This is a genomic window from Rathayibacter sp. VKM Ac-2927 (assembly GCF_022815525.1).
Taxonomy (GTDB): domain Bacteria; phylum Actinomycetota; class Actinomycetes; order Actinomycetales; family Microbacteriaceae; genus Rathayibacter; species Rathayibacter festucae.
This window is the reverse complement of the sequence record NZ_JALGRT010000003.1, coordinates 351,386-377,835: the sequence shown is the minus strand read 5'-3', so window position 1 is coordinate 377,835 and position 26,450 is coordinate 351,386. Positions and strand designations below refer to the sequence as shown.

Genomic DNA, 26,450 nt, shown 5'->3' with positions numbered 1-26,450 from the left:
CGGCGATCCTGTCAGTCCTCCGCGGTCCGCCGCCGCACGCCGCCGTCGAGCACGCGGTCGAGCCAGTCGCGCAGCAGCTCGCGCTCGGCCGGCCGGAGATCGGCGAGCTGCGGGGCGAGGGCGCGGACGGCGACGACGGCGGCGAGTGGCGCGTCGTCCGCGGCAGGCGGCTGCTCGGTCAGGATCCCGGCGAGCACCGCTTCGAACGCGGCGTCGGCGAGACCCGCGTCGCGCTCGGCCGCGGGGGAGGAGAGCAGGGTCGTCACGACGCCGGTCCCCGCCGTCTGGATCAGCCCGACGGCGCGCTCCTCGGGGACGCGGAGGCGACCGGCGGCCGCGACCCGGCGGACCCGCGCCGCGAGAACCCGCCTCCCCGACGTCGCCGCCGGTGAGGCCGCCGCGCGGGCCGGGTCGCTGAGCAGGCGGAAGAGCGCGGGATTCGCGAGGCCGAACTCGATCTGCGCCGTCCAGCCGGCGCGGAGATCCTCGATCGGGTCGACGTCGCCGGCCGCGGCCTCCTCGACGACGGCCGACTTCTCGGCGACCCAGCTGCTCAGCACGTGCTCGGCCACCGCCTCGAGCAGGCCGTCCTTGTCGCCGAAGAGGCGGTAGATCGCCGGAGCCTGCAGGCCGGCCGCCTCCGCGACGCCGCGGGTGGTGACGGCCGATGGGCCGGCCTCGCGCAGGAGGCGGGCCGCCGCGTCGACGATGCGGGCTCGGGTGTCCGTGGGGGGCGCGGTCATGGATCGACGATATCGCACTCTTGCTATCGCTGGCATTCCAGGGTTATCGTTCGAGCAGTATCACCGATACCTCGGTGGTCTCCTCTCGAAAGGCCCTCCATGATCATCGTCACCGGCGCCACCGGAGCGCTCAACGGCGCCACCGTCGACCACCTCCTCGACTCCCTGCCCGCCTCCGAGATCGTCGTCGTCGCGCGGGACACCGCGAAGGCCGCGCGCTTCGCCGACCGGGGTGTCGCGCTGCGGCGCGGTGACTACGCCGACTCCGCGTCCCTGCCCGGTGCGTTCGCGGGCGCCGACCAGCTGCTGCTCGTCTCCTCGAACGACCCGGGAGCCGATGCGCCGGCCCTGCACCGCGCCGCGGTCGAGGCCGCCGTCGAGGCCGGGGTCGGCCGCATCCTCTACACCAGCCACCAGGGCGCCTCGCCGGACACTCCCTTCGGGCCGGGCCGAGATCACGCCGCGACCGAGCAGCTGCTGGCGGAGTCGGGAGTCGCCTGGACCTCGCTGCGGAACGGCTTCTACGCCCACAGCCTCGCGTTCTTCCTCGGCGACTGGCGCTCGACCGGCGTCATCGAGGTGCCGTCCGACGGCCCCGTCTCGTGGACGGCGCGGGAGGACGCCGCGGAGGCCGCCGCTCTCCTCCTGCTCGCGGACGAGGCGCACGACGGACCGGTCACCCTCACCGCCCTCGAGGCGCGGACCTTCGCGGAGGTCGCGGAGCTCGCCGCGGACGTCGCGGGGCGGCCGATCGAGTTCCGGATCCTCGGCGACGACGAGTGGCTCGCGCGCCGCGTCGCCGCCGGGCAGCCGGAGCCGCAGGCGCGCTTCCTGCTCGGCATGCACCAGGCGGCGGCGGCCGGCTTCTTCGCGGGGACGGACCCGACGCTCGCGAGCCTGCTGGGGCGCGAGCCGCGCACGGTCCGGGAGCTGCTGGCCGCGGGCGACGGGCGCTGACCGGCCCGCGAACGTCCGGCTCGTCGGAACCGCCTCGGCTCGTGGAACCCGCGTGCTCCGACGAGCCGGAGCACGTTCTGCGAGCCCGAGCTCGGCGGTCAGCGCTCCTCGGCGAGCGGGATCCGGGATCCGCGTCGGCACAGGGCGGGCACGAGGCCGGCGCCTCCCGGGCCGTGCACCGCTCGTTCTCCCGCCGTTGGCCGGGCGGCGCTAGCGTGCCGCCCATGGCGGAGCGAGAGACGGTGCGCACGTCCGCGGCGAACGTGCTCAGCGGACAGGGATCGCCGCGCGGGGTGCTGCTCGCCGCCGCGCTCCTGCTCGGGGCGGCGCTGCTGCAGCTGCAGGCCTCGCTGCAGCGCTGGGTCATCGCGAGCGAGGGCTGGACGGCGACGGACCGGTCGGTCGAGGACCATCTCTTCGACTACATGATCCCCGCGGGTCCGTGGGAGCCCCTCGGCACGGCGGCGCAGGTGCACGGCGCGGGCCTGCTGCTGATCGCCAGAGCCCTGCCGGTGTCGGCGCGGGCCATCGGCGGGGGCGGGCTCCTCCGCCTGACGGCGCTCGTGGTCGCCGCCGTCCTCGGACTGAACGGGCTGCACGGAGTGCTGTCGGGGCTGATCGGCGCCCCCACGCCGCTCCAGCTCCCCTTCCTGCAGATGATGCTGGGGCTGGTGCCCGTCGTCGGCCTCGGTGCCCTCGCGGCGAAGGCGTACCGGAGGTCGGTGTCGGCGGCGCTGGCGTACGCCTGCCTGCTCGGCAGCACCCTCCCGGGACTGCTGATCGCGACCTCCGTCGTCGCGCCCGCGATCACCGGCTACCAGTCCTACGACACGACCCCGTGGACGGAGACCGTCGTCGCCGCGACCGTCGCCGCGGCGGGCTGCGCGATGCTCAGCGCCGCCGCCGTTATGGCGCTGCGCGGTCGCTCGCGGCGGGGAGGCGCCTGACTCCGAGTCACCCTCCGTCCGAACGGCGAGGCGTCCCGGTGCGGTCGAGGCGTCCACGCGGAGCAGGACGCCTCGACGGCGGCGGGACGTCTCGCAGGCAGAGCGCCGGCCGCCGTCAGCGGGGCGGCCGGTGCTCGCGCGGGCTGGCGCCGTGGTGGCGGCGGTAGGCGGCGGCGAAGGCGGCGGGCGTCGCGTAGCCGCAGGCCGCGGCGATCGCCGCCACGGGGGTGTCGGAGCGGCGCAGGAGGTCTCGACCGTGCTCCATCCGCAGGGCGGTGAGGTACCGCATCGGCGTCGAACCGGTCGAGGCGGAGAAGCGCCGCAGGAAGTGGAAGGGGCTGAGGTGCACCAGCGCGGCGAGCTCGTCGAGGGTCACCGGGTCGGCGAGCCGGGCCGCGAGGTGGTCGGTCACCAGGGCGAGCTGCGTGCGGGAGAGCCCGGCGGTGCCCGGTGTGGGCTCCGGCAGGGAGAGCAGGCGCGCGACCAGCGCCGTGCCCACCGCGTCGGCGAGCAGGGACGGCGCTCCGGCCCGCGCGGCGCGGGCGAGCTCGAGCATCGCGGAGCGGACGAAGTCGTCGCCGACCGCGAGGAAGTCGAGCCGGTCGGCGGACGCTCCGGGGACGCCCGCCAGTACCCCGGCGACCAGCGGCGCGGCGACGGTGACGTGCAGCGACCGGAACGTCTCGGAGCTCGTGCTGCGCCATGCCGCACGGATCTCGCGCCCCGGGGCCGTCGCGGCCGAGCGTCCCGGCGCCGCGTGCCCGTGCGCCCAGCGGCCGTGCGGACGGGCGCTCTCGACCAGGTAGGAGCCGGCGGTCACCAGGATCAGCTGCAGCGCGTCGGTCGCCGGCGCGGTCACCTCGCGGTCGTGCGGGTCGACCACCTCGCGCACCGCGACGCCGGTCCAGCCCGGGACCGGGCCGAGCGGACCCTCCGCCGCGTCGCTCACTGCGGCGTGCCGAAGGCCCGCACCGAGACGTCGTCCCACTCGCGCCAGGTGCGCAGGCGCTCGGCGTAGAGCTCCTCGATCGCGGGCAGCACCGTCCCCAGGATGAGCCGCGCCGGCGGCTCCTCCGCGTCGACGAGCTGCAGGATCGCGGCACTCGTCGCCGAGGGGTCACCCACGGAGAAGTCCGGCCCGTCCGCGTGCACCGCCGCGTACTCGGGCAGCTCGGCGCTCCGGCGCGAGCCGCGTGCGAGCCAGTCGGTGGCGTAGGGGCCGGGCTCGACGCAGGTGATCCGGACGCCGAAGCCCGCCACCTCCTGCCGCAGCGACTCGCTCGGCCCCTCGAGCGCCCACTTCGACGCGTGGTACGCGCCGATGCCGGGAAAGGCGCGCACGCCGCCCTCGCTGGTGACCTGCAGAAGCCGGCCCCGGGAGCGGCGCAGCGCCGGGAGCGCGGCCTGGGTCACCCAGAGCGCGCCGAAGAAGTTGGTCTCCAGCTGCTCGCGGATCTCGCGCTCGGTCAGCTCCTCGACCATGCCGAAGTGGCCGTACCCGGCGTTGTTCACCACGATGTCGATCCTGCCGAAGTGCCGCTCCGCGCGGTCGACCGCGGCGAGCACCCCGTCGCGGTCGGTCACGTCCAGCGCGAGCGGGAGCAGGCGGTCGGGGAAGCTCTCGGCGAGGTCGTCGAGGCTGCGGGGGTCGCGGGCCGTGGCCGCGACGCGGTCGCCGCGCTCGAGCGCCGCCTCGGCCCAGAGCCGGCCGAAGCCGCTGGACGTGCCGGTCAGGAACCAGGTTCTCGGAGTCGTCATGCCGCCACTCTCCCCGGCTCGCGCTCCTTCCGGTAGCGAATGATCGGCACCGCGGGCATTCCTCGATGGACTGCCGCCCGCATACTGGAGCGGTGACCCTCGACGTGCCCCCGCAGCTGCTCCGCGCGCTGGTCGCCGTGCTGCGCACCGGCTCCTTCACCGGCGCCTCCGAGCAGACCGGCTTCACCCAGTCCGCCGTCTCGAAGCAGATCGCCGCGCTCGAGGAGGCGGTCGGCGCGCCGCTCTTCCAGCGCGGGCCGCGCGGCGTCGTGCCCACCCCGGCAGCCCTCGGCCTCGCCCGGCACGCCGCGGCGATCCTGGACCACCTCGACACCGCGGCCCGCGAGATCGCCGACCTCGATCGTCCGATGCTCGGCCGGGTGAGCCTCGGCGCCTTCGCGACCGCCGCGATGCACCTCGCGCCCGAGACGATCGCCCGGGTGACCCGCGCGCACCCGGCGATCGACGTCGTCCTAGTCGAGTCCTCGACGCCCGTCCAGCTGCGGCGGCTGCGCACGGGGCGCCTCGACCTCGCGGTCGTCGCGGTCGGCTCCGAGCCCGACGGCGCCGAGCCCGACGGCTACGGCCTCGAGGGCATCGACACGGAGGTGCTGCCGGCCGCGTCGCTGCACGTCGCCGTCGGCGAGCGGCACCCGTGGGCGCACGCGCGGGAGCTGAGCGTCGACGATCTCGCGGGCGCGGACTGGGTGGTCGGCCGCGGCGCGCGGGGCGAGCCGCAGTTCGGCGCGTGGCCGGCGCTCGCGCTGCCGCGGGTGGTCGCCGAGATCGACAGCTGGAGCAGCCGCCTCGCCTTCGTCGCCGCAGGCCTGGGCGTCACGACCGTTCCCGCGCTCGCGATCGCCGGCCTGCCGCGCGCCGTCGTCGCCGTGCCGGTGGCGGGACCGCGCTGGGCGGGCCGCTCGCTCCGGGTCGCCTGGTCCGGCGAGCTCGACCCCGCCGCCCGCCTCGTCCGCTCGGCCCTGCACGCCGTCGCCGCCGACATCGCGGCCACCCACTCCGCCCCCCGCGAGATGCCACTTGTGAGCGCGACACGCCGGTAGAAGTGTGCACAAGTGGCATCTCGCGGAGGGGGAGAGGGGAGAGGGCGTCAGGGACGGAGGAGGGTCCAGGCGTAGGGGGCGAGGTGGACGGTGTCGACGGGGTGGCCGGTGACGAGGTCGGTGCCGGAGACGGCGACGTCGACGGGGTCCTGGCCGTGGTTGATCACCGTGAGGACGTCGCCGCGGCGGGCCGCCTCGACCCAGGGGCTCCCGGTGCGCAGCACGGGGGAGATGCTGGACTGCTCGGCCAGCCAGGCGGTCAGCGCGAGCATGCCCGCGTCGTCCGGGATCGTCGCGAGGTAGTGCGCGGTGCCCGTGCCGGTGCGCCGCGAGGTCAGCGCCGGGGTGCCCGCCGCGGGTCCGGCGGAGTAGCGGCCGAGGACCTCGACCGGCCGCTCGTCGGACGGGTCGACGAGCACGCCGAGCTCCTCCGCCAGCAGCTCGCCGCGCAGGACGCCGAAGGGAGCGCCGGCCACCTCCGCGCCGGCCGCCCCGATCCCGGCGAACTCGAGCACCGTCACGCCCAGCACCTCGCGGAGCCCGACCTGGAAGCCGCCCTCGCGGAAGGCGTCGTCCTCGTCGACCACGTCGCTGAACGCGGTGACCAGCAGCCGGCCGCCCCGCTCGACGAACGCCGTCAGGTTCTCCGCGGCCGCGTCGGTGAGCAGGTAGGAGTGGGCGAGCAGCACGAGGTCGTACGCGGCCAGGTCCGCCGTCGGCAGCACCAGGTCGACCGCGAGGTTCTGCCGGTGCAGCGCGGAGTACCAGCGCTGGACGAGCTCCAGGAAGTCGAGCACGACCGGGTGGTCGGGGTTGCCGATCGCCCACCAGTTCTCCCAGTCGAGGACGAGTGCGATGCGGGCACCGGAGCCGGTCGGCCCGCCGGCCGATCCACCGGCTGTTCCGTCTGTCGACGACTCCACCGACAGCTCCGGCAGCTCGCCGAGTACCCGGCCGAGCTCGACGACCTCGCGCCAGGTGCGCGTCCCGACGCCCGCGTGCGGCAGCATCGCCGAGTGGAACTTCTCGCTGCCCCGCCGCGACTGCCGCCACTGGAAGAACAGCACGCCGTCCGCGCCACGCCCCACCGCCTGCATCGACAGCGCGGCCATCTGCCCGGGCGCCTTCACGGCGTTGGAGGGCCGCCAGCTGACGGCGCCGGTCGCCTGCTCCATCAGCAGCCACGGCACGCCCGGCTTGAGCGAGCGCATCAGGTCGCGGGTGAAGGCGGCGGTGCGGAACGACTCCGGGTCGGCGGGATCGACGTAGTTGTCGTCGCTGACGACGTCGACCTCGGCCGCCCACTTCCAGTAGTCGAGCGGCGGGAAGGCGCCCATGAAGTTGGTCGTGATCGGCTGCGTCGCCCCCGAGGCCCGGAGGATGTCGCGCTCCATCGTGTAGAGCTCGAGCAGCGCGTCCGAGGTGAAGCGGCGGAAGTCGAGCAGCCCGGCGGGATTGTGGCTGTAGGGCGCCTTCCGCGGCGGCACGATCTCGGCGAAGGACGCGTAGCGCTGCGACCAGAAGAAGGTGCCCCAGCGCCGGTTCAGCTCGTCGACGGAGCCGTACTTGCGCTCCAGCCAGACCCGGAAGGCGGCGGCCGCGTCGTCGGAGTAGTCGTGGTGCAGGTGGCAGGCGTACTCGTTGTTCACGTGCCAGAGCACGATCGCGGGGTGGTCGTGGTACCGCTCGGCGATCGCGGTGACCAGCCGGGCCGCGAGCCGGCGGTAGTCCGGGGAGGTGGGGCGGTAGGCCTGGCGGCTGCCCGGCCAGTAGGTCGCACCGTTCTCGTCCTGCGGCAGGATGCCCGGGTAGCTGCTCGTGGCCCACGGCGGCGGCGAGGCCGTGGCCGTCGCCAGGTCGACGGCGATGCCGTGCTCGTGCAGCAGGTCGAGGATCCGGTCGAGCCAGCCGAAGTCGAAGGTGTCCTCGTCGGGCTGGATCCGCGCCCAGGCGAAGATGCCCAGGCTGACGGTCGTGACGCCGGCCTCGCGCATCCGCCGCGCGTCCTCCGGCCAGACGCTCTCGTCCCACTGCTCCGGGTTGTAGTCGCCGCCGTAGTGGATCATCCGTGCCGTGGGCCTTCCGTGGTCGTCGTGGTCGTCGAGTGGTGCGTCGAGTGGCGGTCGTCGAGTCGTGGTGGTGATCGTCGCGGAGACGATCGTCGTGGTGTCGTGCTCAGCGCGCCGCGGGCGCCGTCCGCGACAGCCGCACCGCGAGCGCTGCGAACACCGTGCAGCCGAGCGCCGGCACCACCAAGGGTGCCAGCTGCCAGGTGACCACGGCGGCGAGCACCAGCGCCACCAGCAGCGCCCCGGAGCCGCGCAGGTCGCGGACCGCCAGCGTCGCGGCCTCGCGGAGGAGCGGGACCCAGCGCGAGTCGGGCACCCAGAGCGCGGACGCCGTCAGCACGACGACGAGCGCGGCCGCGAGGAGTGCCGCGCAGACCACCGCGACCGCAGTCGCTCCGGGCAGCGCGCCGGTCGAGGCGACCAGCAGGTCGAGGCCGAGCACCGCGGAGAGGGCCAGCAGCGCGAGACCGACGGGCAGCGAGCGGAGGACCCCGGTGCGCGCCTCCGCCAGCGCCGTGCGCAGCGAGGACGGCTCGTCGAGGACGAAACGGCGCAGGTGCCGCGCCCCGACCGCGAGGGCGAGCGGCAGCGTCACGAGCGGCAGCGCGAGGATCGTGACGAGGAGCCCCGTGAAGAGGACCTCGGCGAACAGCGCGAACCGGTTCGCCGCCCCCGGCCAGCGCAGGGCCGTGCCGTCGGCGGCGGCCGCGCGGGCCTCGCGCTGCGCCCGTGACGCGCGGCTCATCCCTTGAGACCCTGGGTGGCGACGCCGTCGACCAGGAAGCGCTGGAAGACGATGAAGAAGATCAGCACCGGCAGCAGCGCGAGCACCGAGACCGCGATCGTCGCGCCGTAGTCCGACGCCGAGGTCTGGTCGTTGTAGACGCGGAGCGCGAGCGGCAGCGGCTGCTGGTCGGGCGTGTTCAGGTAGAGCAGCGGGCCGAGGAAGTCGTTCCAGCTCCAGATGAAGGCGAAGATCGACGAGGTGATCAGCGCGGGGCGGATCAGCGGGATCGTGATCGAGCCGAAGATGCGCAGGTGGCCGGCGCCGTCGATCCGTGCCGCCTCGTCGAGCTCGCGGGGCAGGTTGCGGATGAACTGCACCATCAGGAAGACGAAGAACGCCTCCGTGGCGAGGAACTTGCCGATGAGCAGCGGCCAGTAGGTGTCCATCATCCCGAGGGTGCGGAAGATCGTGTACTGCGGGATGAGCAGGACGTGCATCGGCAGCAGCAGCGTGCCGATCATCAGCGCGAAGTAGAGCGGGCGGCCGCGGAAGTCGAGCCGGGCGAAGGCGTAGGCCGCCATCGAGGAGGAGATCACCACTCCGATGACCGAGCCGACCGCGAGGATCGTCGAGTTGAGGAAGAACCGCCAGAGCGGGACTCCGCCGACGCCGGCGAGCACCTTCACGAAGTTGTCGAGCGTCGGGTTCTGCGGCAGCAGCGAGGTCTGCCCGCCGAACTCGCTGTTCGGCTTGAACGCCGCGGCGCCCATCCAGACCAGCGGGTAGAGCACGATCGCGGTGAGCACGATCATCGCCGCGATCCAGACCAGCGTCCCGGTCTTCGGGCGCTTGCGGCGCGGGCGCCGGCGGGGCGACGGCTCGGTCAGCACCTGCGTGTCGGCCGAGGGGAGCGTGGTGTCGAAGGTCGTCATCGTGTGTCTCCCGAGTAGTGCACCCAGCTCTTCTGGGTCTTGAAGAGGACGAAGGCGAGGACGCCGACGAAGAGGAGGAGGACCCAGGCCATCGCCGAGGCGTAGCCCATCTGATTGTTCGTGAAGGCGCGGGTGTAGAGGTACACCGTGTAGAAGTTCGTGGCGCCGGCCGGTCCGCCGGTGCCGTTGCCGATGATGTACGCCGAGGCGAAGACCTGGAAGGCGTTGATCATCTCGAGCAGCAGGTTGAAGAAGATCACCGGCGAGAGCATCGGCAGGGTGACGCTGCGGAACTTCCGCCAGGGGCCTGCTCCGTCGACCATCGCGGCCTCGTAGAGCTCGGCCGGGACCTGCTTGAGGCCGGCCAGGAAGATCACCATCGGGGCGCCGAACTGCCAGACGGCCAGGATGATCATCATCGGCAGGATCAGGGCGGGCACGCCGACCCAGCCGCCGATCTGGATGCCGAAGATCTGCAGCCCCGAGTCGACCGGTCCGTCGGTCGAGAACATCGCCCGCCAGACGATGGCGATGCTGACGCTCGCGCCGATCAGCGACGGTGCGTAGAAGGCGGAGCGGAAGAAGCCGGTGCCCTTCGCGCTGTAGTTGAGGAGCATCGCCACGACGAGGGCGGCGGCCAGCTTCACCGGCGTGCCGATGAAGACGTAGGCGAGGGTGAGCTGCACCGACTGGAGGAACTTCGGGTCGCCGAACAGGCGCTCGAAGTTCCCGGTGCCGATCCACTCCGGCGCCCGGAAGAGGTTGTAGTCGGTGAAGGAGAAGTAGAGGGACATCAGCATCGGGCCGAGCGTGAGCCCGACGAAGCCGATCAGCCACGGCGAGAGGAACACGTAGCCGGCCAGGGTGTCCCGCTTGGGGCGTCGCCGCGCCTGAGGGCCGACCGGACGAGGAGTGCTCGTCCGGTCGGCGATCGGCGCGACGCGACCGTCCGCGGCGGTGCCGCTGGGGGTCGACGTCGTCGTCATGTGATGCCTTTCCTGGCCTGGATGAAGGGGATCAGTGCGGATCAGTGGGGAGCGGTGCGGGGCGGTCGGGTCAGGGCGGCCGGGTCAGTTCTGGAGCGTGACGTCGGTCTCGTCGAAGAACTGCTGGACCGCCTCGTCGACGCTCACCGCGCCGAGGCCGAGGCTGGTGCCGAGGTCGAGGAAGTTCGCCTCGATGGCGCCGTAGCCGGCGACCGGAGCGGCCGGGGCCTCGCCGAGACGGTCCTCGACGGAGTCCAGGTAGTCGGCGACCTGCTTGTCCGGGCCCTCGAGGTTCGCGCCGGCGAGCTGCTCGGAGGAGGCGGGGATGCCGAGGGTGGCGCCGAAGATCTCGCCGACCTCGGGGCTGTTGATCAGGAAGTCGAGGAAGGTCGCGGCGGCCTCGGGGTGCTCGGTCGCCGAGGAGATCGCCTGCATCAGGCCGACCTTCTGGTAGAGGTCCTTGCTGCCCTCGTCCGCGGTCGGGGGAGCGGTCATCACGATCTCGGAGGCGCCGCTGTCGCCGATGTAGCCGCCGAGGAAGTTGCTCCAGCTCATCTCGCTGGTCGCGATGCCCGCGCCGAAGCCGGACTTGGGCAGCAGCTCCTGGAGGCGCGCGGCCGGGACGCCGGTGCTGGTGCGCATCTCGTCGCCCTGCTCCCAGAACGCGGCGAGGTCGTCCTCGGTGAAGCCGAGCTCGCCGTCCTCGGTGAACAGCTCCTTGCCCTCGGCGCGCAGCTGCAGCTCGAAGTTCTGGATGCGGCCGGTGTAGTCGGTGCCGCCGTAGACGGCGCCGCCGGTCTTCGCCGTGACGTCGGCGACGTAGGCCGCGTAGTCCTCCCAGCTGCCGCCGCCGGCGTAGGCCTCGACGCCGTTCGCCGCGAGGAGGTCCTGGTTCTGGAAGACGGCCCAGGCGCTGTAGCCGGTGGGGATCGCGTAGGTCGCGCCGTCGAGCTCGCCGGTGGCGAGCAGCTCCGGGGAGATGGTGGTCTCGTCGACCGCGCCGCCGAAGTACTCGGACAGGTCGCCGAGCAGGCCGTTGTCGCCGTACTGGCGGAGGTAGGTGTAGTCGAACTGCATCACGTCGGGCAGTCCGCCGCCGGCCGCCTCGGTCTGGCGCTTCTCCCAGTAGCCGGGGTAGTCGGTGAAGGTCGAGTTGATGGTGATGTTCGGGTGCTCGTCCTCGAACAGGGCGATCGCCTTGTCGTAGCGGGCGGCGCGGTCGTCGTTGCCCCAGAACGTGTAGTCGAGGGTGATCTCCTCGTCGGGGTCCAGGGTGGCGGAGGCCCCGGAGCCTCCGCCGGAGCAGCCGGTCAGAGCGAGGGCGGCCACGGCCACGGCGGCCACCGCCGAGTAGCGCTTGCTGTGTGAGCGGAACATCGTCGTCCTTTCGAGAACATCATCGTTTCGAGCCCCGAACTGCAATGAAACGTTTCGGGAAAGCGTTTGCCCCAAAATACGTGCCGGGGTCTCGCCCGTCAAGCCGGGCTCGCGGCGGGGTCTCGATACGCCGCCTGCGGCGGCTGCTCGACCAGCAGTGTGTCGGCGGCGCAGGACAGCGCGCCGTCGACGACGGTGAGCACGGCCGCGCGGACGTGCGAGCGGCGCATCGCGGCGCTCGGCGGCATCGACGCGAGGTCGCTGCCGTCCCAGCCGGGGTGGGTGAAGTAGACGATCAGGGCGCGGTCCTCGTCGAGCGGGACGACGTCCGCGTGCCGGGCGACGATCGGCGCGCCGTCCAGCCGCTCCGGGGCGGTCAGGATCAGGCCCTCCCGCTCGTCCTGACGCCGCCAGTCGCCGAGGCCGTCGGGGGAGTGGTGCACGGCCAGCCCGCGCCACTCGTCGGTGATCAGCCAGTACCGGCCGGCCAGCGGGAACACCTTCGGCCCCTCGTGCGGGCGCCCGCCGACGGCGACGCCCTCGAGCCGCCAGGACGCCGGGTCGCCGGGATCGTCGCTGACGGCGACGACGGTGCGGGAGTCGAGCCGCTCGTCCTTCGCCCAGAGCCGGTGCCGCCCGTCGCCGGTGCGCGCGACGGCGGCGTCGATCACCCGCTCGGAGCCGAGGTCGATCTCGCCGAGGAGCCGCCAGGTCTCGAGGTCGTCGCTCTCGAACTGCGCGATCGTCGCCCGCCCGCTCCAGTCGTCGGGGGTGCCGTCGATCCGGGTGAGGAACATCTGCCAGCGATCCCCGATCCGCACGACGTCGGGCGCCCAGAGCGTCGGCAGCTCGGCCGACAGCCCGGCGTCGAGACCGGGGACGGTGCCGCGGTGCCGCCAGGTCGCCCCGCCGTCGCTCGACACCGCGACGCCGATCGCGCTGCCGTGCACCCACTCGACCCCGGGAAGATCGAGGGTCGCGCGCCGCTGGGTGTAGAACAGGCGCCACTCGCCGCGGAGGGTGTCGGCGACCAGCACCGGGTCGGTCGGGCCGTCGAAGACGGGATCGCGGTACGGCACGGCGAAGGCGTCCTCGCGCAGGGGCATCGGCTCGGTCATCGGGATCCTCACGGGGTCTGGCGCACCGGCTCGCCCGCGCGCATCGGTCGGCAGAACCCTAGCCAGGAAAACGCTTGCCCACGACCGCGCCGCCCGGGTAGCGTCGAGGGCGTCCCCGTCGGAGCGGTCGCTCCCGAAGGCGCTGCGGACCCCCGATCGGAGTCGACCGTCTCGTGAGAGAAGCCCGTCCCTCGCAGGCCCCGCTGCTGCTCGACCGCCGCCACCCCGGCCGCTCCGCCCTCCGCCTGCTCGGCCGCTACCGCCCGCGCGTGGTCGTCGCCGTGCTGTTCTTCGCGGTCAAGGACACCCCGCTCTGGCTGCTCCCTGTCGTCACCGGCGCGATCGTCGACGTCGTCGTCGCCGGCGGTCCGGAGTCGACGCTCTGGCTGTGGGCCGGCATCGCCCTGCTCGCGCTGCTGCAGAACTACCCGAACCACGTGATGTACACCCGGCTCTACATGAGCGCCGTGCGCCAGACCGGCACGGACCTCCGCAACGCGCTCGCCGCCCGGCTGCAGAACCTCTCCATCGGCTTCCACTCCCGCGCCAGCTCGTCGATCGTGCAGACCAAGGTCGTCCGCGACGTGGAGAACATCGAGACGATGTACCAGCAGGTCGGCCACCCGCTGCTCTCCGCGACGATGGTGGCGATCGGCGCGATCGTGATGACCGCGATCGAGGTGCCCGCGTTCCTCCCGGTCTACGCCTGCGCCATCCCGCTCGCGGTGCTGCTGCGCGCCTTCCTGGGCCGCCGCTCGCGCCGCAGCAACGAGCAGTTCCGCCGCGAGGTGGAACACTTCTCGGCGCGCGTCGGCGAGATGGCGACGCTCATTCCGATCACCCGAGCGCACGGTCTCGAGCAGACCGCGGTCGCGCGGGTCGCCGCCGGCGCCGAGGGCGTCCGCTCGGCCGGCTACAGCCTCGACCTGCTGAACGGCCGCTTCGCCTCGCTCTCCTGGGTGAGCCTGCAGCTGCTCGGCATCGGCTGCCTGGTGCTCGCCGCGTGGGTCTCGATCAGCGGCTGGCTGCCGATCACGCCCGGCCAGGTCGTGCTCCTGAGCTCCTACTTCGCGCTGCTGACCGGCGCGATGACCAACCTGCTGATGCTGCTGCCCGTCATCGCCCGCGGCACCGAGTCGATCCGCTCGATCGGCGAGCTGCTGGAGGACCCGGACCTGGAGCAGAACGAGGGCAAGGCGCGCGCGGCCCAGGTGCGCGGGCGCATCCGGCTCGAGGACGTGACCTACCGCTACGGCGCGGACGGGGTCGGTGGCGCAAGCGGCGCCGGCGCGGCCAGCACCGTCGGCGTCCGGAGCATCGACCTCGACATCGAGCCCGGCCGGACCGTCGCCTTCGTCGGCTCCTCCGGCTCCGGCAAGTCGACGATGCTCAACCTGGTGCTGGGCTTCCTCCGCCCCACCGGCGGCCGCATCCTCCTGGACGGCGTCGACGCCGAGACCCTCGACCTGCGCACCTGGCGCCGCTCCGTCTCCGTCGTGCCGCAGGACTCGGTGCTCTTCGAGGGCTCGATCCGCGACAACGTGGCCTACGGGCTGACCGGCGTCGGGGAGGAGCGGATCCTCGCCGCCCTCCGCGACGCGAACGCCCTGGAGTTCGTCCGCGAGCTGCCGGACGGACTCGACGCGGTCGTCGGCGAGCGCGGCGCCCGCCTCTCCGGCGGGCAGCGCCAGCGCATCGCCATCGCCCGCGCCCTGGTCCGCGACCCGCGGGTGCTCCTGCTCGACGAGGCGACCAGCGCGCTCGATCCGGAGTCGGAGGCGGCCGTCAAGGAGGCGCTGCTGCGGCTGATGCGCGGCCGCACCACGCTGGTCGTCGCGCACCGGCTGTCGACGATCCGCTCGGCCGACACGATCGTCGTGCTCGAGCGCGGGCGGATCGTCGAGACCGGCAGCCACGAGGAGCTGCTCGCGGCGGGCGGGCGCTACGCGACGCTGCACGCGGTGCAGGCGGGGCGCTGAGCCGGCACGCTTGATCCGAGGCTCAGCCCTGCGGCCGACCGACGCCGATCGACCAGGCGAGCGGCGGCGGCGTGCCGTTCAGCGCCCACTCGCCGACGATCCGCTGCTTGTAGATCACCGGATTGTGCGCGCCGACCGTGCGGGCGTTGCGCCAGTGCCGGTCGAGCGCCGCGGTGGTGGCGACGCCCGAGGAGCCGAGCGCGTCGAAGAGCAGGGTCGCCGCGCGCGGCACCGACTCGGTGAGCAGCACCTGCGCCCGGTACACCTCGGCGCCGGCCGCGGGCACCAGTGACGGATCCACTGCAGCCTCGCCGACAGCCTCCGCCGCGACCAGCACCGCGGCCCGGGCGCCGAACGCGATCGCCGAGATCGCACCGACCACCTCCTGGATCTGCGCGTCGTCCCGGCCGTGATCGGCCAGGCCGTGGCTGTAGACCCGCGAGCGGGTGCGGACGGCGGCCACGGCATCGCGCTCGACGGCGGCGGCGATGCCGGCCAGCACCGCGAGCAGCTCGAGCTGGAAGAACGGCGTCTGGTGCGGCGCGCGCAGGACGGAGGCGAAGACGTGCTCCGGCTCGACGAGCGCCTCGGTGAAGACCGTGGTGCCGCTGCCCGAGAGCCGCTGGCCGAAGCCCGACCAGTCGTCGGTCGCGACCACGCCCGGCTGGTCGACGCGCACCACCACGGCGGTGTCCGTGCCGTCCTCGCGGCGAACGACGACGTCGGTCCAGTCCGCGAAGATCGTGCCGGTGGAGTAGTACTTGGTGCCGTTCACGACCAGCTCGTCGCCCCGGCGGGTGAGCGTGGTCTGCGTGACGCCGACCGCGGCCGTGCCGATCTCGCTCCAGGCGTTGCCGACCAGCTCACCAGCCGCGAGCCGGCGCAGCCAGCCGTCGCGCGCCGGCGACGGCGGGAAGGACAGCTGGTCCTCGACGAAGGCGAAGTGGCCGCGCAGCGCCTGCGCCACGTTCGAGTCCGCCGTCGCCAGCTCGATCAGCAGCGACGCGGTCTCGCGCAGGCTGAACCCGCGGCCGCCGTGCTCGACCGGTACCCGCAGACCGCCGAAGCGGGCCGCGCGCAGTCGCGCGATCGGCTCGAAGGGCAGCTCGCGGTCGAGCTCGCGCTGGACGGCGCCCGCCGCGATCTCGTCGAAGACCGGGCGGAACGCGGCTTGCGCCTCCGCCAGGCCCTCGGATCCCGCGCCGCTCATGTGTACAGGGAGAGCGGCTGGACGTCGCCGGTCAGGTAGTTCGCGCCGACCTCGAGCTTCTTGTAGTCGACGGGGTCGTGCAGCGAGTGGGTGCGGACGTTGCGCCAGTAGAGGTCGAGCCCGATCGAGCTCTTCGCGGAGGAGGAGCCGGTCGCCTCGTAGATCCGGGTCGTCACGTCGAGCGCGAGCGCGTCCGTCACGATCTTCACCTTCGCGATCTCGATCGCCTGGGCGGCGCGCGACTCGCCCGTCACCGCCGCGCCGCGGGCGACCTCGGCGTCGTGCAGCGCTCCGACGCGGTCGGCCAGCGCCTCCGCCGCGGCCGTGTGCGCGACCAGCTCGCCGTAGAGCCGACGCACGAAGGGATCCTGCGCGTAGGTCTCCACGCCGGAGAGGAACCAGGAGTTCTTCCGGCCGAGGGTCAGCCCCCGGCCCTTCGCCAGCGCGCCCTGGGCGATGCCGAGGTAGAGGTTGCCGAAGCCGAGCTGGATCGACGGCGTGATCAGGGTCGCGAACGGCTCGTCGACCAGCGCGCCGAGGATCTCGGTCGCGTCCACCCGCACCCCGGTGAAGCGGACCGACCCGGAGGCGCTCTGCCGCTGGCCGAGGAAGTCCCAGTCGCCGAGCGGCTCGATGCCCGCGCGGTCGCGGGGGAGCACGAAGGTCAGCGTCTCGCCGGAGCGGTCGCCGCCGGAGATCACCGCGTTGACCAGCACGGCGTCGCCCGAGGAGACCCCGGTCGAGAAGCGCTTGAGCCCGTTCAGCTCGAAGCCGTCACCGCGGGGCGTCAGCTCGAGGTCGGGGTCGACCGGGTTCACCGAGTCGCCCCAGAGCCGGCGGCCCTCGATCGTCGCGCGGTAGAACCGCTCGCGCTCCGACTCCGGCGCCGAGAACGCGATGTTGGCCGAGTTGACGTAGTGGTACAGCAGGATCTGCGCGAGCGAGGCGTCCGCGGCGGCGAGGATCCGGATCACCCGGAACGCTGTGCTCCAGACCGCGCCGCCACCGCCGTACTCGGCCGGGTCGAGCAGGTTCACGAGGCCCGAGGAGCGCAGCGGCTCGAGCTCGGTGGTCGGGTCGAGGTTGCCGCGGTCGCGCTCGAGGACGTCGGCCGCGAGGATCTCGGCGACGCCGGACGCGACGGCGTCCCAGTGCGCGTGCTCGGCGGCGGTGGCGACGCGGTCCCAGTGCGAGCGCGGGCGCTCGGGGCGGGACTCGGGGCTGGTCGGGGCAGTGGCGGTCTGGGCAGTGGCGGTCTGGGTCATCGGACGGGCTCCGGGTCGAGGGCGGGCAGGACGGAGAGGACGCTGTCGGGCAGTCCGTCGGCGGCGCTGGGCGAGCCGGTGTACGCACCGCGGTAGGCGGCGGCGGGGTGCGAGTCCTTCACGCGGGCGCTGCCCGGGCCCTGGAGGTACTCGCGGAGGGTCGCGCCCTCGTACTCCTCCCAGACCCGGCCGCGCCGGCGCAGCTCGGGCACGGCGAGGTCGACGAAGTCCTCGAAGGTGCCGGGGGTGACCACGTAGGCGAGGTTGAAGCCGTCGATCCCGGCGACGTCGACCCAGCGCTCCAGCTCGTCCGCGACGGTGCTCGGCGAGCCGACGATCACCGGGCCGATGCCGCCGATGCCGAGGTACTCCGCGACGTCGTCCGGGGTCCAGGCGCGGTCGGGATCCGCCTTCGTGAAGATCGAGAGGGCGCTGCGCACCGCGTCGGTGTCGACGTAGTCGAGCGGCACGTCCGCCGGGAACTGCGAGAGGTCGAGCCCCGCCCAGCCGCCGTAGAACGCGAGCGCGCCCTCGCGGGACGAGTACGTCTTGAAGTCGGCGTACTTGGCCTGGGCCTCGGCGTCCGTCTCGGCGACGATCACGGTCGCGAGGATCAGGATCTTCGGGTCGGTGCGCGCGCGGCCGTGCTTCTCCGCGGCGTCGCGGATGGCGTCGGTGGTCCGCCGGGTCAGCTCCGGTCGGATCGCGTTGATGAAGACGGCCTCGCCGTGCTTCGCCGAGAAGTCGATGCCGCGGGGCGAGGCCCCCGCCTGGAAGATCACCGGCGTCCGCTGCGGCGACGGCTCGGAGAGGTGGATGCCCGGCACGCGGTAGTGGGTGCCGGAGTGGCCGATCGGGTGCACCTTCCGCGGATCGGTGAAGACGCCGCGCTCGCGGTCGCGCAGCACCGCGCCCTCCTCCCAGGAGCCCTCCCAGAGCTTGTAGCTCACGTCGAGGAACTCCTCGGCGATGTCGTAGCGCTCGTCGTGCGGAATCTGGCGCTCGAGGCCGAGGTTCTGCGCGGCACTGTCGAGGTAGGAGGTGACGACGTTCCAGCCGATCCGCCCCTTGGTCAGGTGGTCGAGCGTGGAGAGCCGGCGCGCGAGGGCGTACGGCTGCTCGTAGGTGGGCGAGATGGTGACGCCGAAGCCGAGGTGCTTCGTGGCGGCGGCCATCGCGGGGATCTGCAGCAGCGGGTCGTTGACGGGGACCTGCGCGGAGTCGATCAGCGCGGGGCCGACGGAGCCGCGGTAGACGTCGTAGACGCCGAGCACGTCGGCGAGGAAGAGCGCGTCGAAGGTGCCGCGCTCGAGCGTCCTCGCGAGGTCGATCCAGTACTCGAGGTCGTTGTAGCGGTCGGCCTGCGAGTCGGGGTGCCGCCAGAGGCCGGGCGCCTGGTGTCCGACACAGGTCATGTCGAAGGCGTTGAGGACGATGCGGGACGCCATGGGATTCCGTTCGGTTCGGGGCTGGTGCGCTTCGGACCCTAGGAGGGACGGCCGACACCGCGTCGGCCGGGGCGCAACCCGGCGTAACGAACGGCCGCCGTGTTGCGCCGTGTGACGCCGCGTTGCGGTGCGTGACCGGCGGACGTGACGCGCCGCCGCGGCCCCGCCACGATGGCCAGCAGCGCCGCCCGCTCCTCCGCGGGACCGGCGCCCCTCAGCATCCGTCTCCTCCCGAAGCAGGCCCTCCCATGCGATTCCGCTCCCTCACCTCCGCGGTGGCGCTCCTCGCCGCCGCGACGCTGGTCCTCACCGGCTGCTCGCTCAAGGAGGAGTCCTCCGGCGCGAACGCCGCGAACGCCGCCGCCGCCGAGGCGACCACCGCCGCGGCCTCGACCGCCGACGTCCCGAGCCTCGAGGGCAAGACGGTCGGCGTCGCGGCGAAGGACATCGTCCACGACTTCTCGCGCATCGTGTACCAGTCGGTGCAGGACCGTGTGGAGGCGCTCGGCGGCACCGTCGTCGCCACCCAGGCCGAGGCCAAGGACGACAAGCACGTCTCGGACATCGAGAACCTCGTCGCTCAGAAGCCCGACGCGATCATCGTGATCCTCGGCGACGCGACGACCCTCGCACCGGCGCTGAAGGAGGTGCACGACGCGGGTATCCCGCTGTTCACGATCGACAACGTGTCCGAGTACTCCGAGAACAACGTCACCAGCGACAACTGGCAGATCGGCTCGACCCTCGCCCGCACCATCGCCGAGGACATCGGCGGCTCCGGGCAGATCCTGGTCTTCAACGGCTTCCCGGGCGTCGCGCCCTGCCGCATCCGCTACAACGAGCTCAAGCTCGTCCTCGAGGACTATCCGAACATCTCGATCCTCCAGCCCGAGCTGCAGGACAAGTACGAGGGCACGATCGAGGACGCGAAGCAGCAGATCGGCGACGCGCTCTCGCGCTACCCGAAGGGCGAGATCTCGGCGATCTGGTCCTGCTGGGACACCCCGCAGATCGGCGCCGCGCAGGCCGTCGACGCGGCGGGCCGCGACGAGATCAAGATCTACGGCGTCGACGCCGACCAGGGCGCGCTCGACCTGATCGCCGACCCCGACTCCTCCTACACCGCGACCGTCGCGCAGCAGAACCTCGCCATCGGCGCCGGCTCGGCCGACAACGTGGCCCGCTTCCTCGGCGGCGAGGCGGACGCGGTCACGCCGACCACCTACTTCGCCCCGGTGCTCATCGACAAGGCGAACATCGCCGAGAAGACCGCGGAGCTGGGTCTCGGTGGCTAGTCCAGCGGCCGTCGCGCCGCCCGCGCTCGAGATGGCGGGGATCTCCAAGTCCTTCGCCGGCGTGCCGGTGCTGCGCGACGTCGCTCTCACGGTCGGCCGCGGCGAGGTCGTCGCCCTGGTGGGCGAGAACGGCGCGGGCAAGTCCACGCTGATCAAGATCCTCACCGGCCTGTACTCGGCCGACGCGGGCTCGATCGCGATCGACGGGGAGCCGGTGGCGATCACCGCCCCGCGCGACGCCGAGCGGGCGGGCATCCGGGTCGTCCACCAGGACCGGCACCTCGCCGGCCGCCTGACCGTGGCGGAGCAGCTCTACCTCGGCCACGAGCGGCTGCGCCGCCGGGGCACCTCGGCCGAGGCCGTGCTCGCCGAGCTGGTCGGTCTCGTCGTCCGCGGCGGCACCCTCGTCGACGACCTCACCGTCGCCGAGCAGCAGCAGCTGCAGATCGCCCGGGCGCTGCTGGTCGAGCCGCGGATCCTGGTGCTCGACGAGCCGACCGCGCCGCTGGCCGCCGAGGAGGTGGCGGCGCTGTTCGCCTCGATCCGCCGGCTGCAGGCGCGCGGCGTCGCCGTGATCTACATCTCGCACTACCTCCAGGAGGTGCAGCGCGTCGCGAGCCGCGTGGTCGTGCTGCGGAACGGCGCGAACGTCGGCGGGCTCGACCTGATCGACGGCGACGCCGAGCAGGGCGCCCGGATCGTCGAGCTGATGCTCGGCCGCGACGTGGAGGAGTTCGCGCTCCGCTCCGACCGCGTGATCGCCGCCGACGTGGCGCCGCTGCTCGAGCTCGAGGCGCTGACCGTGCCCGGCGCGCTCGACGCCCTCGACCTGACGGTCCGCCCCGGCGAGATCGTCGGCGTCACCGGCCTCGTCGGCTCCGGGGTCGACGTGCTCGCGGACGCCGTGGTCGGCCTCTCCCGCCGCAGCGGCCGGGTGCGCGTGGCCGGCACCGCCACCTCCTCCGCCCGGGCCTTCGTCGCCGCGGGCGGCGGCTACGTGCCGAGCGACCGGCGCCGTGACGGCGTCCTCCTCGCGCACACCGTCCGGGAGAACCTCTCGATCGCCTCGCTCGGGCGGATAAGCCTCGGCGGCCTGCTGCCCAGCCGCCGTCGCGACCGGACGCTCGCGCTCGAGCAGATCGCCGCGCTCGACGTGCGCCCCGCCGATCCGGAGGCCGTGGTCGGGACGCTCTCCGGCGGCAACCAGCAGAAGGTCGCCGTGGGGAAGTGGCTGGCCGCCGGCTCGCGGGTGCTCGTCCTCGATCAGCCCACGGCGGGCGTCGACATCGGCAGCCGCGCCGCGGTTTACGCGCTGGTCGACCGGCTCGTCGACGAGGGCGCCGGCATCCTCCTCGTCTCGCTCGATCTCGAGGAGCTCGTCGGCCTCGCCGACCGCGTTCTCGTGCTGCACCGCGGCGCCGTGCGCGCCGAGCTGCCCCGGAGCGAGCTGAGCGTCGACCGCGTGCTCGCGATCGCCTCCGGCGCCGTCGCCCCCGAAGCACTGGAGAGTGCCCGATGACCCTCACCACCGCGCCCACCGAGAAGGCGTCCCCGGCGGAGGTGCCCGCCGCGCCGCGCGCCCGCCGCCGCGGCATCGGCGCGCTCGCCCTGATCGGCTACCTCGTCGTCGTCCTCGAGATCGCGGTGTTCAGCGCCGCCTCGCCCGTCTTCGCCACCGGCGGCAACGTCTCGACGATCCTGATCCAGGCCGTGGTTCCCGCGATCGCCGGCTTCGGCCTCGCGATCGTGGTGATCACCGGCGGCGACGACGTCGTCCGCGGCGGCATCGACCTCGCCTCCGGTCCGATCGTCGGGCTCTCCGGCGTCGTCGCCGCCGTCGCCCTGACAGCGGGCTTCGGGGCGCTGCCCGCCGTGCTGCTCGCCCTGCTCGTCTCGGTCGGCTTCGGCGCGATCAGCGGCACCGCCGTCGTGCTCGGCCTCCGCCCGCTGCTCGCCACGCTCGCCGTCTCCGGGATCGTCGGCTCCGTCGTCTTCCTCGCCACCGACAACGTCAAGGTGCCGGTCGCGGATCCGCTCTTCGACTGGCTGCGCGGCGGCAGCGTCCTCGGCCTCCCGGCACCGGTCGCGGTGCTCGCCGTCGTCACGGTGGCGACCGCCCTCGCCGTCGGCCGGACCTCCTGGGGCACCCGCAGCTACGCCGTCGGCCAGAACCCGACCGCGGCGAGCGTCGCGGGCGTCTCCGTCTGGCGCCACGTCCTCACCAGCTACCTGCTCTCCGGGCTCCTCGCCGGCATCGCCGGGCTACTGCTCGCCGCGCGCCTCGCGGCCGCCGTGCCCGGGATCGGCAACCAGATCCTGCTCGACATCATCGTCACCGCCTATCTCTCGGTCGTGTTCTCCCGCCGCTTCGTCGTCACCATCGGCGGCACGCTGCTCGCCGCCGTCTTCGTGGCCGCGCTCGGCAACGGCTTCACCCTGATCGGCGTCGACAGCCAGTGGGTCGGCGCCATCAAGGGACTGCTCATCCTGCTCGTCCTCGGCCTCGCGGCCCTCCGCGAGAGAGGGGTCCGCTCGTGACCGCCGTCGCCCTGCCCGTGTCCGAGTCCCGCCGGGCCCTCGCCGTCCGCCTGCTCGCGCCCGCCGCGGTCGTGCTCCTGCTCGCCGTCTTCGGCGCGAGCGTGCCCGGCTACTTCGCGCCGACCAACCTGCTCAACGTCGCGAGCGCCGGGGCGCTGCTGCTGATCGCGGCCTGCGCGATGACGCTCGTCGTCCGGGCCGGCGGGATCGACCTCTCGATCGGCATCGCGATCGACCTCGCGGCTCTCGGCGCCACCGCGCTGATCGCCGACGGCTACGTGACCTGGTTCGCGGTGCTGATCGGCCTCGGCTTCGGGACGCTGGCGGGCGTGGTCAACGCGGTGCTGGTGATCGTGCTGAGGATCCGCGCCTTCCTCGCGACCCTGTCGGTCTGGTTCATCGGCACCAGCGCCCAGCAGCTGCTCACCGGCGGTGGCGCGCCGATCTACCTGCGCCGCCAGACGACGCCCGACGCCTTCGCCGCCTGGGGCAACGCGACCGTGCTCGGCGTCGGCGTCCCGGTGCTGCTGGCGATCGCGGTCGCCGTCGCGGTCTGGCTGCTGCTGGACCGCACCCGCTGGGGCCGCGTGCTCACCGCGGCGGGGGAGCAGCCCGGAGCCACCCGCATCGCCGGCCACCGCGTCGGGATCTCGCTCGCCTCCGCGTTCGTCGTCGCGGCGCTGATCGGAGCGCTGGCCGGCATCGCGCTCGCCTCGCGCAGCTACGGCTACTCGCCGGCGAGCGGCCAGCTCTACGTGCTAGACGCGATCGGCGCGGTCTTCATCGGCGCGACGCTCTCGGCACACGGGCGGCCGAACGTGCTCGGCACCGTGCTCGGAGTCCTGATCTTCGGCCTGATCAACAACGGCCTCGTGCTGCTCGGCGTCTCCTTCTACTGGCAGGGCCTCGTCCGCGGCTCGGTGCTGCTGCTGCTCCTGCTCGCGACCGCGCTGCTCCGCCGCGAGTCGATCGCGCCACCGCTGCGGACGCTGCTGACGTCGCGGCGGTGACAGGGGGGCCTCACGCGCCACCCCGCTCCGACTCACGTCTCCACCTCTGCGCGCATGCTGCTTCCGAGTGGTGCCGGGGATGCGCTTCGACCCGCACCCGCCTCCTCCGGGGCACCACCCGACCGTCGGCCTCCTCCCCGCCGCGGCGGACGCCGTGACGGTGATCGGCGAGACGTACCAGCAGCCGCCCATGACCCGGCTCCGGCATGCCCGGCGCTCGAGGTCACCGATCGGCCGAGCACGGACGCCCGGAGGCAGTGAAGCACCTCCGGACGGCCGCGTCGCTCAGCGCGTCAGCGTGATGCTGTCGAGCTCCGCGAACCCGGAGCCGCCGGCGAAGAAGGGGGACCCCTTCGCGAGCCGGATCACGTTGAAGCCCGCCTTCAGATCGACCTGCCGCGAGACGGAGGAGCCGAAGGCGCCCCACGATCCCGTCGACGGGTAGGAGACGGTGCTGAAGGCGCTGCCGTTGACGGCGAGGCCCTGGGTCGAGGTGCTCGCTCCGCCGTTGGCGTAGCGGATCCCGAGCCCGTAGCTGCCGGCGGTCGGCACCTCGACGACGAAGTCGACGAAGCTGTCGCTGCGGGCGTTCGACGAGCCATCGATCCGGCCGACGTAGCCGCCGTTCGAGGCCGAGCCGGAGGAGAGCAGCGCGGCGTTCACGACGGTCGCGTTCTCCGCCTCGTAGACCTGCTGGTAGCTCGTCGTCGGACCTGCCGCCGGGGTGACGACGAGCTGGTAGGCGCCGAGGTAGTCCTGGCTCGTCACGGGGACGGTGACGGTCCCATTGGTGATCGGCAGGGTCTGCGTCGACACCGTGGTGGGCGCGTCGACGTTGGTCATGCGGCCCGACCGGGGCGTGTAGTTCAGGACCACCTTGGCCGAGGTCCCGAATCCGGAGAGGCCCTTCACCTGCACCTGGTTGTCGCCGAAGGTGCCACCGAAGGCCGCATTCACGATCTTCCGGCTGGAGTCGTAGGACGCGAAGCCGTCCAGGTCGCCGGACGGCGTGACGGCGAGCATGTTCCCGGCCATCTCGCCGTACCACTTGTAGAGCCAGTAGGAGCCGGTCGGCCGGTTGTTCCAGACCAGGCCGCCGACGGTGCCGGACTCGTACCAGTAGGCGCGCTCGGCGTCGTGGATCCCGGTGCGCTCGAACTGGGCGATGAAGTGCGCGGCCACGCTCGGCGTGTCGATCTGGCTCGGCGAGCCGTACTCGTTGATGGAGATCGGCCGCGGCGAGATGCCGAGATCGCGCTCGATCGAGCGGTAGTCGGCGACGTGCTCGTCAATGTCGTTGTAGACGCCGTCCTCGAGCTCGTGCCAGACGACGACGTCGGGCAGAGTGCCGTCGGCCTTCGCCCGCGCCATGAACGAGCGCATCAGGTCGGGGTAGTAGCGGCTGTAGCTGGGGCCCACGATCGGAGTGATCGTGTCCTGGAGCTTGACCTGCCGGTAGGTGCGGGTCCAGCCGTCGAGGTAGGGGCCGGCCTTCGCCGTGTCCCAGGTCCCGTCGGGCTCGTTCCACAGCTCCCAGCCGTTGAGGTTCGTGGTGGCGGTGGCGTCGAGACGGGCCTTCACCATCGTGTCGATCTTCTGCGTCCAGTCCGCCCAGCTGATCCAGCGGTACGGGAAGTCGGGGTACACGTCGGGCATCCGCGCGTAGGACTGCGCTCCGTCCCGGGTGAAGGTGCCGGCCACCTTCAGCACGTCGCCGGTCGGCGTCGTCGCTCCGTTGCCGAGCTGGCCGACTCCGGGGGCCGGCTGCGTGTGCTGCTTGAGGCGCAGCGGCGTCAGCAGGCCCGGCGCCGGGTCGTTCGGCGTGGCCAGCGCGTACAGGCCGCCGGCGCCGACCCGCGTGACGGGTCCGATCGACGTGCCCGCATCGACGACGAGCGTGTTGCCCGCGGCGGACGCGGGCAGAGTCGGGGCGACGAGCGTCGCGGCGAGAGCGGCTACTGCCGCCAGACCGAAAAGCTTGCGAAATCTACTCACAGAGAGCTCCTTTGCAGTGTGAATCGCACCCGAGGAGGCCGTCTTCGCTGGCCTGCGGGTGGTGAGATCGACCGTAGCCAGCCCGGGGAGTGAAAGAAAGTAGTTTCGGTGTTTCGGTCGCCCCGAGGCTGTGACCCCTGCTCGCGGAGCGCGCACGGGCGAGCCGGTGCCCTCCGACCCGAACGGAGGGCACCGGTGCTCGAGCGGGCGCCGGACCCTGCGTCGAGCCGTCGCCGGCGGATCACCCCGGCCCGTGCGGGAGCGATGCCGTCCGGCCCCCGGACGCGCTCCTCGCGCTGGGCGACGAGGCCGGTCCGGAGCTCCGGTCACCGGCGCGGAGCGCGATGGACCCCTTCTTCGCCGGGCCCGCACGCGCGCACGTCATCGGCGGGGGATGCAGATGTTCTCGGTAACACTTTTCTGCACTCGGGACACTAATGATGTCCACCGCCGGTGTCAACGAGTGCGACAGGGGTACGCGGACCTCCTCGCTTCCCGGCCATCCGTCGTCGAGAGCACGGTCCCTGCGAGATCGCGCACAGCCCGCACGCGGGCGGTCAGCCGGCGGCGTCGCGCGAGACGCGCAGCTCGCGGCTGATCGCCCGCAGTCCGGTCTCGAGGGCTTCGAGCTCCTCGAGCGAGAGGCGGGAGAGCACGTCCTCGCCGAGCTCCGGGCGCGCGGCCATCAGCTCGCGGACGACGGCCCGGCCGAGGTCGGTGGCGTGGATGCGGCGGACGCGCTGATCGGCCCGGTCGGTCTCGCGGACGACCAGGCCGCTCGCGGCGAGGCGGTCGATGAGCTTCGACATCGACGGCATCGAGACGCCGAAGCTCTGCGCGAGGCCCGCGCCGGTCGCGCCCTCCTCGGTCGTGACGATCACCGAGAGCGCCTTGAGCTGCTGGATGGTGAGGTCGGTGGTCAGCAGCGGCGCGAGCACGCGGGGGATCGACCGGATCGTGATCGCGATCGAGAGACGCTCGATGTCCGAGAGGGCGCGGGCGCGGGGATCCATGGAACCACCGTAGGACTGGGCG

The 26,450-nt window shown here is 73.0% G+C and carries 22 protein-coding genes; 8 read left to right on the top strand and 14 right to left on the bottom strand.

Annotated features, from left to right (window positions below; translation table 11 throughout):
- Positions 1–11 precede the first annotated feature (11 nt).
- A complete protein-coding gene (locus MT353_RS10875) occupies positions 12–743 on the bottom strand; it encodes a TetR/AcrR family transcriptional regulator (RefSeq protein WP_243624407.1) in 732 nt (243 codons plus the stop codon).
- Positions 744–842: 99 nt separating this feature from the next.
- Here MT353_RS10875 and MT353_RS10870 point away from each other — a divergent pair, with 99 nt between their 5' ends.
- Together MT353_RS10870 and MT353_RS10865 are read left to right on the top strand one after the other, a co-directional pair.
- Positions 843–1,700: an NAD(P)H-binding protein gene (locus tag MT353_RS10870; RefSeq protein ID WP_243624406.1), complete on the top strand. Its 858-nt coding sequence runs from the start codon at positions 843–845 to the stop codon at positions 1,698–1,700.
- Positions 1,701–1,924: 224 nt separating this feature from the next.
- Positions 1,925–2,647 (top strand): hypothetical protein, encoded by a 723-nt coding sequence (locus MT353_RS10865; protein WP_243624405.1) that lies wholly within the window; start codon positions 1,925–1,927, stop codon positions 2,645–2,647.
- Positions 2,648–2,762: 115 nt separating this feature from the next.
- Here the strand turns inward: MT353_RS10865 and MT353_RS21980 are convergent, their stop codons facing one another.
- Both MT353_RS21980 and MT353_RS10855 read right to left on the bottom strand, forming a co-directional pair.
- A complete protein-coding gene (locus tag MT353_RS21980; protein WP_243624404.1) occupies positions 2,763–3,596 on the bottom strand; it encodes a helix-turn-helix domain-containing protein in 834 nt (277 codons plus the stop codon).
- A complete protein-coding gene (locus MT353_RS10855) occupies positions 3,593–4,405 on the bottom strand; it encodes an SDR family NAD(P)-dependent oxidoreductase (RefSeq protein WP_243624403.1) in 813 nt (270 codons plus the stop codon). The genes MT353_RS21980 and MT353_RS10855 overlap by 4 nt, the downstream gene beginning before the upstream one ends.
- 92 nt (positions 4,406–4,497) lie before the next feature.
- Between MT353_RS10855 and MT353_RS10850 the strand changes: the two genes are divergently transcribed.
- Complete coding sequence (locus tag MT353_RS10850; RefSeq protein WP_243600239.1) at positions 4,498–5,466, top strand: LysR family transcriptional regulator; 969 nt, start codon at positions 4,498–4,500, stop codon at positions 5,464–5,466.
- 47 nt (positions 5,467–5,513) lie between these two features.
- Here the strand turns inward: MT353_RS10850 and MT353_RS10845 are convergent, their stop codons facing one another.
- The 6 genes from MT353_RS10845 to MT353_RS10820 form a co-directional block, all read right to left on the bottom strand.
- A complete protein-coding gene (locus MT353_RS10845) occupies positions 5,514–7,532 on the bottom strand; it encodes a beta-galactosidase (protein WP_243624402.1) in 2,019 nt (672 codons plus the stop codon).
- 109 nt (positions 7,533–7,641) lie between these two features.
- A complete protein-coding gene (locus MT353_RS10840) occupies positions 7,642–8,280 on the bottom strand; it encodes a hypothetical protein (protein WP_243624401.1) in 639 nt (212 codons plus the stop codon).
- Complete coding sequence (locus MT353_RS10835; RefSeq protein WP_243600236.1) at positions 8,277–9,194, bottom strand: carbohydrate ABC transporter permease; 918 nt, start codon at positions 9,192–9,194, stop codon at positions 8,277–8,279. The genes MT353_RS10840 and MT353_RS10835 overlap by 4 nt, the downstream gene beginning before the upstream one ends.
- Positions 9,191–10,180 (bottom strand): carbohydrate ABC transporter permease, encoded by a 990-nt coding sequence (locus MT353_RS10830; RefSeq protein ID WP_123703775.1) that lies wholly within the window; start codon positions 10,178–10,180, stop codon positions 9,191–9,193. The genes MT353_RS10835 and MT353_RS10830 overlap by 4 nt, the downstream gene beginning before the upstream one ends.
- Before the next feature lie 84 nt (positions 10,181–10,264).
- Entirely contained in the window at positions 10,265–11,557 is a 1,293-nt protein-coding gene (locus MT353_RS10825) for an ABC transporter substrate-binding protein (protein ID WP_243624400.1), read from the bottom strand.
- A 98-nt stretch (positions 11,558–11,655) separates the two neighbouring features.
- The gene (locus MT353_RS10820) at positions 11,656–12,675 is read right to left on the bottom strand and encodes a glycoside hydrolase (protein WP_243624399.1); all 1,020 of its coding nucleotides are present in this window, start codon (positions 12,673–12,675) and stop codon (positions 11,656–11,658) included.
- 173 nt (positions 12,676–12,848) lie between these two features.
- On the opposite strand from MT353_RS10820, the gene MT353_RS10815 reads away from it, so the two are divergent.
- Positions 12,849–14,654 carry an ABC transporter ATP-binding protein gene (locus tag MT353_RS10815; protein ID WP_243624398.1) on the top strand — a complete coding sequence of 602 codons (1,806 nt, stop codon included), beginning with the start codon at positions 12,849–12,851 and terminating at the stop codon, positions 14,652–14,654.
- Positions 14,655–14,676: 22 nt separating this feature from the next.
- Here the strand turns inward: MT353_RS10815 and MT353_RS10810 are convergent, their stop codons facing one another.
- The 3 genes from MT353_RS10810 to MT353_RS10800 are packed head-to-tail and all read right to left on the bottom strand — an operon-like array spanning position 14,677 to position 18,577.
- Positions 14,677–15,864 (bottom strand): acyl-CoA dehydrogenase family protein, encoded by a 1,188-nt coding sequence (locus MT353_RS10810; RefSeq protein ID WP_243600233.1) that lies wholly within the window; start codon positions 15,862–15,864, stop codon positions 14,677–14,679.
- The gene (locus tag MT353_RS10805; RefSeq protein ID WP_243624397.1) at positions 15,861–17,129 is read right to left on the bottom strand and encodes an acyl-CoA dehydrogenase family protein; all 1,269 of its coding nucleotides are present in this window, start codon (positions 17,127–17,129) and stop codon (positions 15,861–15,863) included. The genes MT353_RS10810 and MT353_RS10805 overlap by 4 nt, the downstream gene beginning before the upstream one ends.
- Positions 17,126–18,577: an LLM class flavin-dependent oxidoreductase gene (locus MT353_RS10800; protein ID WP_123732386.1), complete on the bottom strand. Its 1,452-nt coding sequence runs from the start codon at positions 18,575–18,577 to the stop codon at positions 17,126–17,128. The genes MT353_RS10805 and MT353_RS10800 overlap by 4 nt, the downstream gene beginning before the upstream one ends.
- Before the next feature lie 248 nt (positions 18,578–18,825).
- On the opposite strand from MT353_RS10800, the gene MT353_RS10795 reads away from it, so the two are divergent.
- The 4 genes from MT353_RS10795 to MT353_RS10780 are packed head-to-tail and all read left to right on the top strand — an operon-like array spanning position 18,826 to position 23,420.
- Entirely contained in the window at positions 18,826–19,872 is a 1,047-nt protein-coding gene (locus MT353_RS10795; protein ID WP_243624396.1) for a sugar ABC transporter substrate-binding protein, read from the top strand.
- Positions 19,865–21,391: a sugar ABC transporter ATP-binding protein gene (locus MT353_RS10790; protein WP_243624395.1), complete on the top strand. Its 1,527-nt coding sequence runs from the start codon at positions 19,865–19,867 to the stop codon at positions 21,389–21,391. Before MT353_RS10795 ends, MT353_RS10790 begins: the two co-directional genes overlap by 8 nt.
- A complete protein-coding gene (locus tag MT353_RS10785; RefSeq protein WP_243600229.1) occupies positions 21,388–22,410 on the top strand; it encodes an ABC transporter permease in 1,023 nt (340 codons plus the stop codon). Before MT353_RS10790 ends, MT353_RS10785 begins: the two co-directional genes overlap by 4 nt.
- Entirely contained in the window at positions 22,407–23,420 is a 1,014-nt protein-coding gene (locus MT353_RS10780; RefSeq protein WP_243624394.1) for an ABC transporter permease, read from the top strand. The genes MT353_RS10785 and MT353_RS10780 overlap by 4 nt, the downstream gene beginning before the upstream one ends.
- A 285-nt stretch (positions 23,421–23,705) precedes the next feature.
- Here the strand turns inward: MT353_RS10780 and MT353_RS21975 are convergent, their stop codons facing one another.
- Together MT353_RS21975 and MT353_RS10770 are read right to left on the bottom strand one after the other, a co-directional pair.
- Positions 23,706–25,415 carry a CBM35 domain-containing protein gene (locus tag MT353_RS21975; protein WP_243624393.1) on the bottom strand — a complete coding sequence of 570 codons (1,710 nt, stop codon included), beginning with the start codon at positions 25,413–25,415 and terminating at the stop codon, positions 23,706–23,708.
- Between the two features lie 557 nt (positions 25,416–25,972).
- Positions 25,973–26,428: a MarR family transcriptional regulator gene (locus MT353_RS10770; RefSeq protein ID WP_243624392.1), complete on the bottom strand. Its 456-nt coding sequence runs from the start codon at positions 26,426–26,428 to the stop codon at positions 25,973–25,975.
- Between the last annotated feature and the right edge of the window lie 22 nt (positions 26,429–26,450).

Bases quoted from the DNA above. Each gene is read 5' to 3' on its own strand.
- MT353_RS10875 (WP_243624407.1), bottom strand. From the start codon at position 743: ATGACCGCGCCCCCCACGGACACCCGAGCCCGCATCGTCGACGCGGCG.
- MT353_RS10870 (WP_243624406.1), top strand. From the start codon at position 843: ATGATCATCGTCACCGGCGCCACCGGAGCGCTCAACGGCGCCACCGTC.
- MT353_RS10865 (WP_243624405.1), top strand. From the start codon at position 1,925: ATGGCGGAGCGAGAGACGGTGCGCACGTCCGCGGCGAACGTGCTCAGC.
- MT353_RS10855 (WP_243624403.1), bottom strand. From the start codon at position 4,405: ATGACGACTCCGAGAACCTGGTTCCTGACCGGCACGTCCAGCGGCTTC.
- MT353_RS10845 (WP_243624402.1), bottom strand. From the start codon at position 7,532: ATGATCCACTACGGCGGCGACTACAACCCGGAGCAGTGGGACGAGAGC.
- MT353_RS10840 (WP_243624401.1), bottom strand. From the start codon at position 8,280: ATGAGCCGCGCGTCACGGGCGCAGCGCGAGGCCCGCGCGGCCGCCGCC.
- MT353_RS10835 (WP_243600236.1), bottom strand. From the start codon at position 9,194: ATGACGACCTTCGACACCACGCTCCCCTCGGCCGACACGCAGGTGCTG.
- MT353_RS10830 (WP_123703775.1), bottom strand. From the start codon at position 10,180: ATGACGACGACGTCGACCCCCAGCGGCACCGCCGCGGACGGTCGCGTC.
- MT353_RS10825 (WP_243624400.1), bottom strand. From the start codon at position 11,557: ATGTTCCGCTCACACAGCAAGCGCTACTCGGCGGTGGCCGCCGTGGCC.
- MT353_RS10820 (WP_243624399.1), bottom strand. From the start codon at position 12,675: ATGACCGAGCCGATGCCCCTGCGCGAGGACGCCTTCGCCGTGCCGTAC.
- MT353_RS10810 (WP_243600233.1), bottom strand. From the start codon at position 15,864: ATGAGCGGCGCGGGATCCGAGGGCCTGGCGGAGGCGCAAGCCGCGTTC.
- MT353_RS10805 (WP_243624397.1), bottom strand. From the start codon at position 17,129: ATGACCCAGACCGCCACTGCCCAGACCGCCACTGCCCCGACCAGCCCC.
- MT353_RS10800 (WP_123732386.1), bottom strand. From the start codon at position 18,577: ATGGCGTCCCGCATCGTCCTCAACGCCTTCGACATGACCTGTGTCGGA.
- MT353_RS10795 (WP_243624396.1), top strand. From the start codon at position 18,826: ATGCGATTCCGCTCCCTCACCTCCGCGGTGGCGCTCCTCGCCGCCGCG.
- MT353_RS10785 (WP_243600229.1), top strand. From the start codon at position 21,388: ATGACCCTCACCACCGCGCCCACCGAGAAGGCGTCCCCGGCGGAGGTG.
- MT353_RS10770 (WP_243624392.1), bottom strand. From the start codon at position 26,428: ATGGATCCCCGCGCCCGCGCCCTCTCGGACATCGAGCGTCTCTCGATC.